The organism is Cellulomonas sp. McL0606 (assembly GCF_058248365.1).
Genome location: NZ_CM177779.1, coordinates 2,219,502 through 2,232,651, shown reverse-complemented (window position 1 = coordinate 2,232,651; position 13,150 = coordinate 2,219,502). Strand labels below are relative to the sequence as shown.

General features: G+C 72.2%; 13 protein-coding genes and 2 pseudogenes. 14 read left to right on the top strand and 1 reads right to left on the bottom strand.

Going from position 1 to position 13,150, the window contains the following annotated elements; all coding sequences use genetic code 11:
• The first annotated feature begins 68 nt into the window (after positions 1-68).
• The 6 genes and pseudogenes from pgsA (at position 69) to AC38ZX_RS11310 (ending at position 5,167) form a co-directional block, all read left to right on the top strand.
• Positions 69-683 carry a phosphatidylinositol phosphate synthase gene (gene pgsA / locus AC38ZX_RS11335; RefSeq protein WP_491297382.1) on the top strand — a complete coding sequence of 205 codons (615 nt, stop codon included), beginning with the start codon at positions 69-71 and terminating at the stop codon, positions 681-683.
• Entirely contained in the window at positions 680-1,633 is a 954-nt protein-coding gene (locus tag AC38ZX_RS11330) for a phosphatidylinositol mannoside acyltransferase (protein WP_491294188.1), read from the top strand. Before pgsA ends, AC38ZX_RS11330 begins: the two co-directional genes overlap by 4 nt.
• Entirely contained in the window at positions 1,630-2,844 is a 1,215-nt protein-coding gene (locus tag AC38ZX_RS11325) for a glycosyltransferase family 4 protein (protein ID WP_491294186.1), read from the top strand. Before AC38ZX_RS11330 ends, AC38ZX_RS11325 begins: the two co-directional genes overlap by 4 nt.
• 196 nt (positions 2,845-3,040) lie before the next feature.
• The gene (locus AC38ZX_RS11320; RefSeq protein WP_491294183.1) at positions 3,041-3,523 is read left to right on the top strand and encodes a hypothetical protein; all 483 of its coding nucleotides are present in this window, start codon (positions 3,041-3,043) and stop codon (positions 3,521-3,523) included.
• 168 nt (positions 3,524-3,691) lie between these two features.
• A pseudogene (gene pdxS, locus AC38ZX_RS11315) lies at positions 3,692-4,541 on the top strand (pyridoxal 5'-phosphate synthase lyase subunit PdxS).
• The gene (locus AC38ZX_RS11310; RefSeq protein WP_426592087.1) at positions 4,538-5,167 is read left to right on the top strand and encodes an NUDIX hydrolase; all 630 of its coding nucleotides are present in this window, start codon (positions 4,538-4,540) and stop codon (positions 5,165-5,167) included. Before pdxS ends, AC38ZX_RS11310 begins: the two are co-directional and overlap by 4 nt.
• A 32-nt stretch (positions 5,168-5,199) precedes the next feature.
• Here the strand turns inward: AC38ZX_RS11310 and AC38ZX_RS11305 are convergent, their stop codons facing one another.
• Positions 5,200-6,429 carry a kynureninase gene (locus AC38ZX_RS11305; RefSeq protein WP_491294181.1) on the bottom strand — a complete coding sequence of 410 codons (1,230 nt, stop codon included), beginning with the start codon at positions 6,427-6,429 and terminating at the stop codon, positions 5,200-5,202.
• Between the two features lie 79 nt (positions 6,430-6,508).
• On the opposite strand from AC38ZX_RS11305, the gene pdxT reads away from it, so the two are divergent.
• From pdxT to AC38ZX_RS11265, 8 genes and pseudogenes are all read left to right on the top strand, one after another.
• On the top strand, positions 6,509-7,108 hold the full coding sequence (gene pdxT / locus AC38ZX_RS11300) for a pyridoxal 5'-phosphate synthase glutaminase subunit PdxT (protein ID WP_491294178.1): 600 nt from the start codon (positions 6,509-6,511) through the stop codon (positions 7,106-7,108).
• Positions 7,109-7,177: 69 nt separating this feature from the next.
• Positions 7,178-7,933 (top strand): YebC/PmpR family DNA-binding transcriptional regulator, encoded by a 756-nt coding sequence (locus AC38ZX_RS11295; RefSeq protein WP_426592084.1) that lies wholly within the window; start codon positions 7,178-7,180, stop codon positions 7,931-7,933.
• Positions 7,934-8,030: 97 nt separating this feature from the next.
• A complete protein-coding gene (ruvC, locus tag AC38ZX_RS11290) occupies positions 8,031-8,597 on the top strand; it encodes a crossover junction endodeoxyribonuclease RuvC (protein ID WP_426592083.1) in 567 nt (188 codons plus the stop codon).
• Positions 8,598-8,673: 76 nt separating this feature from the next.
• Positions 8,674-9,288, top strand: coding sequence for a Holliday junction branch migration protein RuvA (gene ruvA, locus AC38ZX_RS11285; protein ID WP_426592082.1), 615 nt, complete (start codon positions 8,674-8,676; stop codon positions 9,286-9,288).
• Entirely contained in the window at positions 9,281-10,336 is a 1,056-nt protein-coding gene (gene ruvB, locus AC38ZX_RS11280) for a Holliday junction branch migration DNA helicase RuvB (RefSeq protein ID WP_491294174.1), read from the top strand. Before ruvA ends, ruvB begins: the two co-directional genes overlap by 8 nt.
• A gap of 148 nt (positions 10,337-10,484) precedes the next feature.
• Positions 10,485-10,889 carry a preprotein translocase subunit YajC gene (gene yajC / locus AC38ZX_RS11275; RefSeq protein ID WP_426592080.1) on the top strand — a complete coding sequence of 135 codons (405 nt, stop codon included), beginning with the start codon at positions 10,485-10,487 and terminating at the stop codon, positions 10,887-10,889.
• 81 nt (positions 10,890-10,970) lie between these two features.
• Positions 10,971-12,857 (top strand): protein translocase subunit SecD, encoded by a 1,887-nt coding sequence (gene secD / locus AC38ZX_RS11270; protein WP_491294171.1) that lies wholly within the window; start codon positions 10,971-10,973, stop codon positions 12,855-12,857.
• Positions 12,857-13,012: pseudogene (locus AC38ZX_RS11265) on the top strand (protein translocase subunit SecF); the annotation flags it as partial. The gene secD and the pseudogene AC38ZX_RS11265, both read left to right, overlap by 1 nt.
• Positions 13,013-13,150 lie beyond the last annotated feature (138 nt).

Genomic DNA, 13,150 nt, shown 5'->3' with positions numbered 1-13,150 from the left:
CTTCCTCGGCGACACGCGGGAGCGCCTCGCAGCGGCGTGGCGGGACGGAGCGAAGGGATGATCGGCACGTGCTGAACGGACTGCGGGGCGCCATGACCCGCCTCTTCACGCCCCTGGCCAGGATCCTGCTGCGGCTGGGGGTCTCCCCGGACGCCGTGACGATCGGCGGCACCCTCGTCGTCGTCGCGACCGCGCTGTGGGCCTACCCGACGGGACACCTCCTGCTGGGCACCCTCGTCATCACGGTGTTCGTGCTCACCGACTCGCTCGACGGCGTGATGGCACGGCAGGCCGGCCGGTCGGGACCATGGGGGGCGTTCCTGGACTCGACGATGGACCGGTTCGGCGACGGCGCGATCTTCGCCGGCCTGGTCCTCTGGTTCACCGCGGGTGGCGACGACCGGCTGACCGCTGTCCTCGCGCTCGCGTGCCTGGTCCTCGGCTCGATCGTGCCCTACGCCCGGGCCCGCGCCGAGGGGCTCGGCATGACCGCGTCCGGCGGGATCGCGGAACGCTCGGACCGCCTGGTGCTCGTCCTGGTGGCCACCGGGCTCGTCGGGTTCGGCCTCCCGCGCGTGGTGCTGACGGTGGTCCTGGGCCTCCTGGTCGTCGCGTCGGCCATCACGATCGTCCAGCGGATGAGCAAGGTGTACCGGCAGGCGGCCGCGGGGGTCGCGCCGTGAAGGTGGACGTCGCCCGGCTCTACTCGCTCGGTTGGAAGGTCTCCGGCAGCTTCCCGGGGTCCGTGCTCCGCGGCGCCTTCGGCGTCGTCGCCGACGTCAGCTGGCTGCGGCACGGCAGCGGTGTGGTCCAGCTCGAGAAGAACCTGGCCCGCGCGCGTCCCGACCTGGACCCGCGCACGCTGCGCAAGCTGAGCCGGGCCGGGATGCGCTCCTACATGCGCTACTTCGGCGAGGCGTTCGCCCTCAGCTCGCTCAGCACCGAGCAGGTGGACGCCCGCGTGCGCATGGTCGGGCTCGAGAACGTGCTCCCGGTCACCGAGAACGACGGTGCGGTGATCCTGGCCCTCGGGCACCTGGGCAACTGGGACCTGGCGGGCGCGTGCTGCACCCGGCAGATCGCCCCGGTCACCACCGTCGCCGAGCGCCTCGAGCCCCCGGAGCTGTTCGAGGAGTTCGTCGCGTTCCGGGAGAGCATCGGCCTGCGGATCTTCCCGCTCACCGGGTCGGGCGACGTGTTCCGTGGCCTCGTCCGCGCGGCCCGTGGTGGTGCCGGGCTCATCCCGCTCCTGGCCGACCGCGACCTGACGTCCACGGGCGTCGAGGCCGAGCTGTTCGGCCTGCGTGCCCGGTTCGCGGCCGGACCGGCGGCCCTGGCCGTGTCCACGGGCGCCCCGCTGGTCACCACGATCATCTACTACGAGCGGCTGACCGGCGCCCGTCGCCGGGCCGCGGGCTCGCCCTGGGGGATCGTCATCCAGTTCAACCCGGCGATCTCGGTGCCGTCCGACGTGCCGCGATCGGAACAGGTGCGGGTCGTGACGCAGGCGTGGGTCGACGAGCTCGGTGAGGGCATCCGTCGGCACCCGCAGGACTGGCACATGCTGCAGAAGGTGTTCGTCGACGACCTCGACCCTGCCCGCTACGCAGCGACGCTGGAGACGGCCGGATGAGCCTGCCGGAGGCCGTCCGACCGCTGCGGGTGGGCATCGTCTGCCCGTACTCCTACGACGTGCCCGGCGGGGTCCAGTTCCACGTGCGCGACCTGGCCGAAGCCCTGATCGCGCGGGGCCACTCGGTGTCGGTCCTGGTCCCGGCCGACGACGACACCGAGATCCCCGACTACATGACGGCCGCCGGGCGGGCGATCCCCGTCCGCTACAACGGCGCCGTGGCACGCATGACGTTCGGCCCGGTCACCGCCGCACGGGTGCGCAAGTGGCTCGCGGCGGGGGAGTTCGACGTCCTGCACCTGCACGAGCCCGTGACCCCGAGCCTGGGCATGCTCGCCCTGTGGATCGCCGACGGACCCATCGTCGCCACGTTCCACACGGCGCTCATCCGCTCGCGTCCGCTGCAGATGGCCTACCCCCTGGTCCGGCAGTCGCTGGAGAAGATCTCGGCGCGCATCGCCGTCTCCGAGGACGCACGTCGCACGCTCGTCGAGCACATGGGCGGCGACGCCGTCGTCATCCCCAACGGCGTGTACACGCAGGGCTTCATCGACGCCGCCCCCGACGAGCGCTGGACCGGTACCCGGGACGCACCGACGATCGCGTTCCTCGGGCGGCTCGACGAGGCCCGCAAGGGTCTGCCGGTGCTCCTGGACGCGGTCCCGCGCGTGCTCGACGCCGTTCCCGGTGCGCGGTTCCTCGTCGCGGGCAGGGGCGAGACGGGTCCGGACGACGTCCGTGAGCTGCTTGGTGAGAAGGCCGCCGGTGCGGTCGAGTTCCTCGGCGGCATCTCCGACGAGGAGAAGGCCCGGCTGCTGTCGTCGGTGGACGTCTACTGCGCGCCGCAGACCGGCGGCGAGAGCTTCGGCATCGTGCTCGTCGAGGCCATGAGCGCCGGTGCTGCGGTCGTCGCCAGCGACCTGGGCGCGTTCTCGCGGGTGCTCGACGACGGCGCAGCCGGCGTCCTGTTCACGGCGGGCGACAGCGAGGATCTGGCACGGACGCTCATCCGGGTGCTGCACGACCCCGCGCTGCGTGCCTCGGTCACCGCGCACGCGCTCGAGGCGGTGCCGCAGTACGACTGGTCGGTGGTGACGGACCAGGTGCTGACCGTGTACGAGATGGTCGTCGCGGACCGCCGCGAACCCGTCGGCGAGGACCCGTTCTCCCAGCGCGGCGCGCGGCTCCGCGGCCGGAGCGACGCCCGATGAGCTGGTCGGAGCTGTTCGTCTACATCACCATCTTCCTGGGGCTGGTCCTGTGGTGGGTGTGGGTCGCGGCCTCCCGGCTCGACCGCCTGCACCGCAAGGTCTCGTCGTCCAAGGCCGTCGTGGATGCTCAGCTGGTCCGTCGCGCGACCGTCGCCGCCGAGCTGGCCACGTCCGGCCTGTTCGACCCCGTAGCTCCGTGCTCGTCGGCGAGGCCGCGTGGGCCGCCCTCTCCGCGGGCGGCCCCGACGTGGCCGAGGACGGCTCTCTGCCCTCCGACCTGCGCCGGCTTCTGGCGTCGGACCGCGGCGCGCTGCCCGGTCCGGAGACGCACCCGGCGCACGGCCGGCCGGCGCCCGTGGATCGCGGACGGATCGAGAGCGAGCTGTCGGCGACGATGCGCGAGGTGCTCGACGACCCGGAGGAGGTGGCCGCGCTGCGTGCCGACCCGACCGGTGACGAGCTCGCGGACGCACTCGCGTCGGCCTGGTACCGCGTGCAGCTCGCTCGGCGGTTCCACAACGAGGCCGTCGCCCAGACGGCGCGCGTCCGCCGCGGCCCGCTCGTGCGGCTGCTGCGGCTGGCGGGTCACGCACCGGTGCCGCAGACCCTCGAGCTCGACGACACGTGGCCCGAGAACCTCGGGCGACCCGGCACCCGGACCAGCAGCACGACGTCCTGAGACACGAGCAGGCCGGTCGGGCGCACGGTCTAGGATTGTCGTTCGTGGCCAGCACGGCCGCCCTCCACCCGCACACGATCTGTGAGGCTCGACGTGACCAGCGAGAACAGCCAGCCCACCACTGCGACGCACGCCGGCGTCATCGGCACCGCCCGCGTGAAGCGCGGGATGGCCGAGATGCTCAAGGGCGGCGTCATCATGGACGTCGTCAACGCGGAGCAGGCCAAGATCGCCGAGGACGCCGGCGCGGTCGCCGTCATGGCGCTCGAGCGCGTCCCGGCCGACATCCGCTCGCAGGGCGGCGTCGCCCGCATGAGCGACCCGGACCTGATCGACGGCATCATCGAGGCCGTCTCCATCCCGGTGATGGCGAAGGCGCGCATCGGCCACTTCGTCGAGGCCCAGGTGCTGCAGTCGCTCGGTGTCGACTACATCGACGAGTCCGAGGTGCTCACCCCGGCCGACTACGCGCACCACATCGACAAGTGGGCCTTCACGGTTCCCTTCGTCTGCGGCGCCACCAACCTGGGCGAGGCCCTGCGGCGCATCACCGAGGGCGCGGCGATGATCCGTTCCAAGGGCGAGGCCGGCACCGGTGACGTCTCGAACGCCACCACGCACATGCGCACCCTGCGCGACCAGATCCGTCGCCTGACCTCGCTGCCGGAGGACGAGCTGTTCGTCGCGGCCAAGGAGCTGCAGGCGCCGTACGACCTGGTCAAGGAGGTCGCCGAGCTGAGGCAAGTTCCCCGTGGTGCTCTTCACTGCGGGCGGCATCGCCACCCCGTCCGACGCCGCGATGATGATGCAGCTCGGCGCCGAGGGTGTGTTCGTCGGCTCCGGCATCTTCAAGTCGGGCAACCCGGCCGACCGTGCCGCCGCGATCGTCAAGGCGACCACGTTCTTCGACGACCCCGACGTCATCGCCAAGGTGTCGCGCGGTCTCGGTGAGGCCATGGTCGGCATCAACGTCGAGGACGTCCCGGAGCCGCACCGCCTGGCCGAGCGCGGCTGGTGACGCAGGACCCCACTCCGGCGGAGGCCGCGGACCACACGTCCGCGGCCTCCGCCGTATCCCCTCGGTCCAGCGCCGACGGCGGGGGACCGGTGCACGGACTCGGTCCGGAGTGGCGACGCGGCGACGACGGCCTGCTGTTCCGGGAGGCCGCCCGCGTGATCCTGCTCGACGAGAGCGACCGCGTGCTCCTGATCCGCGGTCACGACGTCGACCAGCCCGAGCGCAGCTGGTGGTTCACGGTCGGCGGCGGGATCGATGACGGCGAGGACGCGGCGAACGCCGCGCTGCGCGAGGTGCGCGAGGAGACCGGCATCGTCCTGACCCCCGACGACCTCGTGGGCCCGGTGTTCACGCGGTCGGCGATCTTCGACTTCTACGCCGAGCACTGCCGTCAGGACGAGGTGCTCTATCTCGCGCGGGTCCCGGCGGACAGGTTCGCCGCCGAGGACCGCGCCGGCTGGACGGACCTCGAGCTGGACGTCATCGACGAGCTGCGGTGGTGGTCGCTGGACGACCTCGAGCGGGTCGACATCGAGGTCTTCCCGGACACCCTGGTCACCCTCGTGCGCGGCCTGCTGCCGACGTGGGACGGGGTCGTGCAGCACCTGGGGCTCGCGCGCGAGTGAACCGTGGCGTGCGATCAGCGTTCAGCTGAGCGTCACGTCACCGCGTTGCGCGTGGCCCACGCCGGGTCGAGGTGCTCGCCGGCCTCGAGGACGGCTCTCAAGGCCCGCGCCGCGGTGACCATCTCGGCGTGCGTCAGGTACGGCGCGGCGACGCCGAGGCGCACGATGTCGGGCGTCCGGAAGTCGCCGACGACGCCGCGTGCCGCGAGCGCCTGGACGATGCCGTACGCGGCAGGGTGGCGGACCGCGACCTGCGAACCGCGGAGCGCGTCGTCCTGCGACGACGCGAAGTCCGCGCCCGCGACCAGGGTCTCGATGCTCGACCGCAGGAAGCCGGTGAGGCTCAGGGACCGTGCGCGGACCGCCTCGATGTCGACACCGTCGAACGCGGTGAGCGCCGACTCGAGCGCGAGCAGGGAGAGCAGCGGGGGAGTGCCGATGCGGGCGCGCGCGATCCCCGGCGCCCCCGTGTACTCGTCGGCCATCTCGAACGGGTCGGCGTGCCCGTGCCAGCCCGGGACGATGTTGACGAACGCCTGCTGGTGCCGCCGCGCGACATAGCCGAACGCCGGCGCTCCCGGCCCCCCGTTGAGGTACTTGTAGCCGCAGCCGACGGCCAGGTCCACCCCGTGCGCGTCGAGCCCGACCGGGACGGCGCCGGCCGAGTGGCACAGGTCCCAGACCGCCAGGGCGCCGACCTCGTGGGCGGCGGCGGTGAGGCCCGGCAGGTCCAGCAGCGCCCCGGTGCGGTAGTCGACGTGCGAGAGGACGACCGCCGCCACGTCGCTGTTCAGCAGCCCGACGATCTCGTGCGGACGCGCGTGCACGACGGTCCAGCCGACCTGCCGCGCGACGCCGTCGACCACGTAGCGGTCGGTGGGAAAGCCGTCGGGTTCGGTGAGGACGACCCGCGCGTCCGGGCGCAGGGCCGCGGCCGCGTGCAGGCTCTGGAACAGCCGGACGCTCGTGGAGTCCCCGACGACCACCTGACCCGGCGCGGCGCCGACGAGCCGGCCGATCGCGTCGCCGACCCGCGCGGGCGCGTCCCACCAGCCGTGCGTGTTCCACGACGAGATCAGGTCCGTGCCCCACTGCCGGCCGATCACGTCGGCCACGGCCTCCGGGACCGCCTTCGGGAGCGCGCCGAGCGAGTTCCCGTCGAGGTAGACGATCCCGTCGGGAAGGAGGAACCGGTCGCGCAGGTCGGTGCCGGCGTGCGCGCGGTCGAGCTCGGCGGCGCGCTGGTCGAGGTCGTCGCTCACAGTCCGCGAGCCTACGGTGCGTCGCCGCGGACTGGTCGGGGGGCTCGTCGGTGACGAGGGCGAACTAGGATCGCGCGCTGTGACCGTGACCGTCGGAGTCCTCGCCCTGCAGGGAGACGTGCGCGAGCACGTGCGCGCCCTCACCGCCGTCGGGGCCACGGCCGTGCCGGTGCGTCGTCAGCGAGAGCTGGACGCGGTGGACGCGCTCGTGCTGCCCGGCGGCGAGTCCACGACCATGGACAAGCTCCTGCGCGCGTTCGACCTGTTCGAGCCCGTGCGCGACCGGCTGCGCGCCGGGATGCCCGCGTACGGGTCGTGCGCCGGGATGATCCTGCTGGCCGACCGCGTGCTGGGGGGCATCGAGGGCCAGCAGACGCTCGGCGGGGTCGACGTCACGGTCCGGCGCAACGCGTTCGGCCGGCAGGTCGAGTCGTTCGAGACGGACCTGGACATCGACGGCATCGAGGGGCCGGTGCACGGCGTCTTCATCCGGGCGCCCTGGGTCGAGGAGGTCGGCGCGGCGGCCACCGTGCTCTCGCGCGTCGAGTCGGGCCCCGCCGCCGGTAGGATCGTTGCGGTCCGCCAGGGACCGTTGCTGGTGACCTCGTTCCATCCGGAGGTCACCGGAGACACCCGGGTGCACCAGCTGTTCGTAGAGATCGTCCTCGACACCCTGTGAGGTCCGGCGCTGCAGCCGAGACCCGGGGGTACGCGGGCATGCACAGGAGACGAAGGGGTAGCTGAAGCGATGTCGGGTCACTCCAAGTGGGCCACCACCAAGCACAAGAAGGCCGTGGTCGACGCCAAGCGGAGCAAGCTCTTCGCCAAGCTGATCAAGAACATCGAGGTCGCCGCGCGCACTGGCGGCGGTGACCTCGCGGGCAACCCGACGTTGTTCGACGCCGTCCAGAAGGCGAAGCGGAACTCGGTCCCGATCGACAACATCAACCGCGCGGTCAAGCGCGGCTCCGGCCAGGAGGCCGGCGGCGCCGACTACACGACGATCATGTACGAGGGCTACGGCCACGGCGGCATCGCCGTGCTGGTCGAGTGCCTGACGGACAACCGGAACCGCGCGGCGTCTGACGTCCGCGTCGCGTTCACGCGCAACGGCGGCCAGATGGCCGACCCCGGCTCGGTCTCCTACCTCTTCTCCCGCAAGGGCGTCGTCATCGTGCCCAAGGAGGGCACCGACGAGGACTCCGTCATGGAGGCCGTCCTGGACGCCGGCGGCGAAGAGGTCAACGACCTCGGCGAGGCGTTCGAGGTGCTGTCGGAGGCCACGGACCTCGTCCCCGTGCGCACCGCGCTGCAGACCGCCGGCATCGAGTACGACTCCGCGGACGTCGTGTTCTGGCCGGCCATGCAGATCGAGGTCGACGCCGACGGCGCGCGCAAGATCCTGCGGCTCATCGACGCGCTCGAGGACTCCGACGACGTGCAGAACGTCTACGCGAACTTCGACGCCTCCGACGAGGTCATGGCCGAGCTCGAGGACGACTGAGGTTCGACGCAGGGCCGGACCGCGCGACGGTCCGGCCCTTCGTCGCCCCTGGCGTGGCCTCCCCACGGCACCGCCTCCCGGCTGCGACCATGACGGCGTGCGCGTCCTCGGAGTCGACCCCGGCCTGACCCGGTGCGGTCTGGGCGTCGTCGACGGGCTGCCGGGCCGCCGGCTCGCGATGGTCGCCGTCGGTGTGGCCACCTCGGACGCCCTGTGGGACGTGGACCAGCGGCTGCTGCGCATCGAGAAGCAGATCGAGGAGTGGCTCGAGGAGCACGCCCCGGACGCGGTGGCGGTCGAGCGGGTGTTCGCCCAGCAGAACCTGCGCACGGTGATGGGGACGGCGCAGGTGGCGGGTATCGCCATGGTCGCCGCCGCGCGCCGGCGGATCCCGGTCGCCCTGCACACGCCGAGCGAGGTCAAGGCCGCCGTCACGGGAAACGGCCGCGCGGAGAAGGCGCAGGTGCAGACGATGGTGCAGCGACTCCTGCACCTCGAGGAGCTGCCGCGTCCGGCCGACGCCGCCGACGCCCTCGCGCTGGCGGTCTGCCACATCTGGCGCCCCGCCGGCGCCCTCGGCTCGCCGCAGCGTGCACCGGGGTCGATGACCGCCGCGCAACGCGCCTGGGCGTCGGCCGAGCAGGCCGCCCGGCGGCGCGGCTGAGCGTGTCACTCGTACACCTGTTCGCCTGGATGTGCCAGCATGAGCGCATGCGGAACGACGTTGAGGGAGCAGCCCGGTGATCGCCTCGGTCCACGGCACCGTCCAGGCGGTGCGGCTCGACGCCGCCGTGGTCGAGGTCGGTGGGGTTGGTCTCCTCGTGCACGCCACACCGGCGACGCTCGCGGGCCTGCGCGTCGGGTCGTCGGCCCGGCTCGCCACGTCGCTGCTGGTGCGCGAGGACGCGCTGACGCTCTTCGGGTTCGCCGACACCGACGAGCGCGAGGTCTTCGAGATCGTGCAGACCGTGAGCGGTGTCGGGCCACGGCTGGCCCTCGCGATGCTCGCCGTGCACACGCCCGACGGGCTGCGTCGGGCGGTGCTGGACGAGGACGTCAAGGCGTTGCAGCGCGTGCCCGGGATCGGTCTCAAGGGCGCCCAGCGCATCATCCTCGAGCTCAAGGACCGGATCGGGGTGCCCGTCGCCGTGCCGTCGGCCACCGCGGCCCGACCGGTCGCCGGGGACCGGCGCGACATGGTCGTGGAGGCGCTGGTGGGTCTCGGCTGGACCGCGCGCGCCGCCGGGGACGCGGTCTCGACCGTCCTCGAAGGTTCGGAGGGCCCGGTCGGCGAGGACGAGGTCGCCGGCGTCCTGCGCGCCGCGCTCCGCACGCTGGGCGGCGGGCATGTCTGAGGACGAGGAGCTGGTCACCGAGCGGTTCGGCGCGGAGTCGCTGGTCCGGAGCGCGTCCGACGACATCGAGCGGGCCGCCGAGGCGGCGCTGCGTCCGCGGAACCTCGAGGAGTTCGTCGGCCAGCGCGTGGTGCGTGACCAGCTGTCCCTCGTGCTGCAGGCCGCCCGGGCGCGGGGGCGGGCACCGGACCACGTGCTGCTCTCCGGCCCGCCCGGGCTCGGCAAGACGACGCTCGCCATGATCATCGCCGCCGAGCTCGCCACGTCGCTGCGCGTCACCAGCGGGCCCGCCATCCAGCACGCGGGCGACCTCGCCGCGGTCCTGTCCTCCCTGGAGGAGGGCGAGGTGCTGTTCATCGACGAGATCCACCGGCTCGCCCGGCCGGCGGAGGAGCTGCTCTACGTCGCGATGGAGGACTTCCGGGTCGACGTCATCGTCGGCAAGGGCGCGGGCGCGAGCGCGATCCCGCTGGCGCTGCCGCCGTTCACCGTCGTCGGGGCGACCACCCGGGCCGGCCTGCTCCCGGCGCCCCTGCGTGACCGCTTCGGCTTCACGGGTCACCTGGACTTCTACGCGACCGACGAGCTGGAGCGGGTCCTGATGCGGTCTGCCGGTCTCCTCGGCGTCCCCCTGGCGGCCGAGGCCGCCGCCGAGATCGCGTCCCGCTCGCGCGGGACGCCCCGCATCTCGAACCGGCTGCTGCGGCGCGTGCGCGACTGGGCCGAGATCCGGGGCGACGGCACGCTCAGCCTGTCCGCGGCCCGGGCGGCCCTGGAGGTGTACGAGGTCGACGAGCTCGGCCTGGACCGCCTCGACCGGGCCGTGCTCACCGCGCTGTGCACGCGGTTCGGCGGGGGCCCGGTCGGGCTCACCACCCTGGCGGTCGCCGTCGGCGAAGAGCCTGAGACCGTGGAGACCGTCGCCGAACCGTTCCTCGTTCGCGAGGGGCTCGTCGGTCGGACGCCGCGCGGACGGATCGCTTTGCCTGCGGCCTGGACGCACCTGGGCCTGGACGTCCCGCACTCCGCGGCCACCTTGTTCGGGTAGGTTCAGCCTTCTCGGCCGTCACCCTCGGGCTGTTCTCGCCCGGAATTCCGGCGCAACCCGGAACCTCGCACCGTGGTCGTGCGTTGGAGCGGCGAGCCGCTGCGCCTAGACTGCGGCGAACACATCATCCTGAACGGAGCTGGTCGCTGTGCAACTTTATGCCATCGTCGCCCTCGCCCTGGTCGGCCTCTGGTTCATGTCGCGCCGGACGAAGAAGCAGCAGCGCGCCCAGATGGAGTTCCGCAACAACCTCGCGGCTGGCGACGAGGTGATGACCCACTCCGGCCTCCTCGGCACGGTCGTGGACGTCGAGGACGACGTCATCACGCTCGAGTCTGCCCCCGGCAGCCGCAGCCGGTGGATCCGGGCCGCGATCTCCAAGAAGATCGAGCCGCCCGTCGACGAGGTCGAGGACGAGGCCGACGTGGACGACGAGACCGACCGCACTGACGATGAGCTGCTCGACAACCCCGACGACGCCGTCATCGACGTGCCCGACGACCTGTCCTCGCTCCCGCCCGCCCGCAAGGACGGGGACGCAGACACCAAGTAAGCCTCCGGTCCGGGCGACGATGCCCGGACCTTGACCCCACCCGCTGCTCCCGGCGGGTGCGCGCACGAGAGAAGAACTCCGTTGGCTCCTCCAACCCGCCGCCGCAGGCCCGTCCGCACGCTCGTCGCGCTCGGCGTCCTGATCGCCGCGCTCTTCGGCACCATCGCCGCCGGCGTCAAGTGGTCCGATGCGTCGTGGACCCCGAACCTGGCCCTCGACCTCGAGGGTGGCACCCAGATCATCCTCAAGCCGGTCACGGCCGACGGCAGCAAGCCGCCGTCGGGGACCATCGACCAGGCGATCGGCGTGATCCGGCAGCGCATCGACTCCTCGGGCGTCTCCGAGGCCGAGATCACCAGCCAGGGCAGCAACATCGTCGTCTCCCTGCCGGGTCACCCGAGCGAGGAGACGCTCAAGCTGGTCCGGACCTCGGCGATCATGGAGTTCCGCCCGGTCCTCGTCCAGGGAGCCCCGACGCCGACGGCGGCCACGCCGACGCCCACCTCGACCATCCCGGCCAACGGCGTCGACGCCGCGGCACCGGATCCCACGCCGACCGCGTCCGCGGGTGCGACGCCGTCCGACGTGCCCACCAAGGCGGCGCCGGACAGCCCGAGCGACGCGGCCTACTACGTGACGCCGAAGGTCCAGGCCGACTACGACAAGCTGGACTGCACCGACCCGGCCAACCGCACGGGCGGCCTCAACGGTGACCCGGACAAGGCCTTCGTCACCTGTGACCAGGACGGCACCGCGAAGTACATCCTCGGCCCGGTCGAGGTCGAGGGCGCCCGCATCAGCGGAGCGAACGCCGGCCTCAAGCAGCTGCCGGGCGGCGGCAACAGCAACGAGTGGGTCGTCAACCTCACGTTCGACTCCAAGGGCACCGACCAGTTCACCAAGGTGACCACGCGCCTGCAGGGCCTCACGTCGCCCCAGAACCAGTTCGCGATGGTGCTCGACGGCCTGGTCATCTCGGCGCCGAGCCTCGCTCCGGGCGTGGTCATCTCCGACGGCCGGGCGCAGATCTCGGGCAACTTCACGCGCGACTCGGCAGTCGGCCTGGCCAACCAGCTCAACTTCGGCTCGCTGCCGATCAGCTTCACGGTCCAGAGCGAGGAGCAGATCTCGGCGACGCTGGGGTCCGAGCAGCTGAAGATGGGCTTGGTCGCCGGTCTGATCGGTCTGCTTCTCGTCGTCTTCTACTCGATGTTCCAGTACCGCGCGCTCGGTCTGGTGACGGTCTCGTCGCTCGTGGTCTCGGCAACGCTGACCTACGCGATCATCACGCTCTTGTCGTGGCTCAACGGGTACCGGCTCTCGCTCCCCGGCGTGGCCGGTCTGATCGTGGCCATCGGTATCACCGCCGACTCGTTCATCGTCTACTTCGAGCGCATCCGCGACGAGCTGCGCGAGGGTCGCAGCCTGCCCGCCGCCGTCGAGCGTGGCTGGGCTCGGGCACGGCGCACGATCCTGGCGTCCGACACCGTCAACCTCCTGGCCGCCGTCGTGCTCTACGTGCTGGCCGTCGGCGGCGTCAAGGGCTTCGCGTTCACCCTCGGACTGACCACGCTCCTCGACATCCTCGTCGTGTTCATGTTCACGCACCCGGTCATGGAGCCCCCGTCGAAGACCCGGTTCTTCGGCGAGGGCCACGTGCTGTCCGGCCTCGACCCGCGCCGTCTGGGCGTGCCGACCGTCCGGTACGCCGGCCGCGGCCGGGTGGTGACGGTCGCCCCGGCCGGTGACGACGTCCAGGACGCACCCGAGCAGCCGACCACGGTCGGCGCGGGATCGCGCGTCCCGGTGTCGGTCGGTGCGCCGAACGACACCGGCACGGGCCTGACGATCGCCGAGCGTCGCGCTGCCGCGAAGAAGGCGTCGACCGAGCCGGTCGACGCCCCCGTCGACAGCACGCCGCAGGAGTCCGAGCCCGAGTCCGGGCGCACCGAGGGGAACGAGCACTGATGGCCGCCGGATTCGCCTCGTGGGGCAACGACCTCTACACGGGTCGTCGCTCGTACAACATCGTCGGACGTCGCAAGATCTGGTTCACGATCTCCACGATCCTCGTGATCCTGTCGGCGATCTTCCTGATCAAGCCCGGCCTGAACCCGGGAATCGACTTCCGCGGCGGCTCGGAGTTCATCGTCAGCGGCGTGGCCGACAAGGACCAGCAGCTGGCCATCGACACCGTGCAGAAGATCGCGCCCGCGGAGGACCCCCGGGTCGCGACCGTCGGCGCGAACAGCCTGCGCATC

Bases quoted from the DNA above. Each gene is read 5' to 3' on its own strand.
- AC38ZX_RS11325 (WP_491294186.1), top strand. From the start codon at position 1,630: ATGAGCCTGCCGGAGGCCGTCCGACCGCTGCGGGTGGGCATCGTCTGC.
- AC38ZX_RS11295 (WP_426592084.1), top strand. From the start codon at position 7,178: ATGTCGGGTCACTCCAAGTGGGCCACCACCAAGCACAAGAAGGCCGTG.
- ruvB (WP_491294174.1), top strand. From the start codon at position 9,281: ATGTCTGAGGACGAGGAGCTGGTCACCGAGCGGTTCGGCGCGGAGTCG.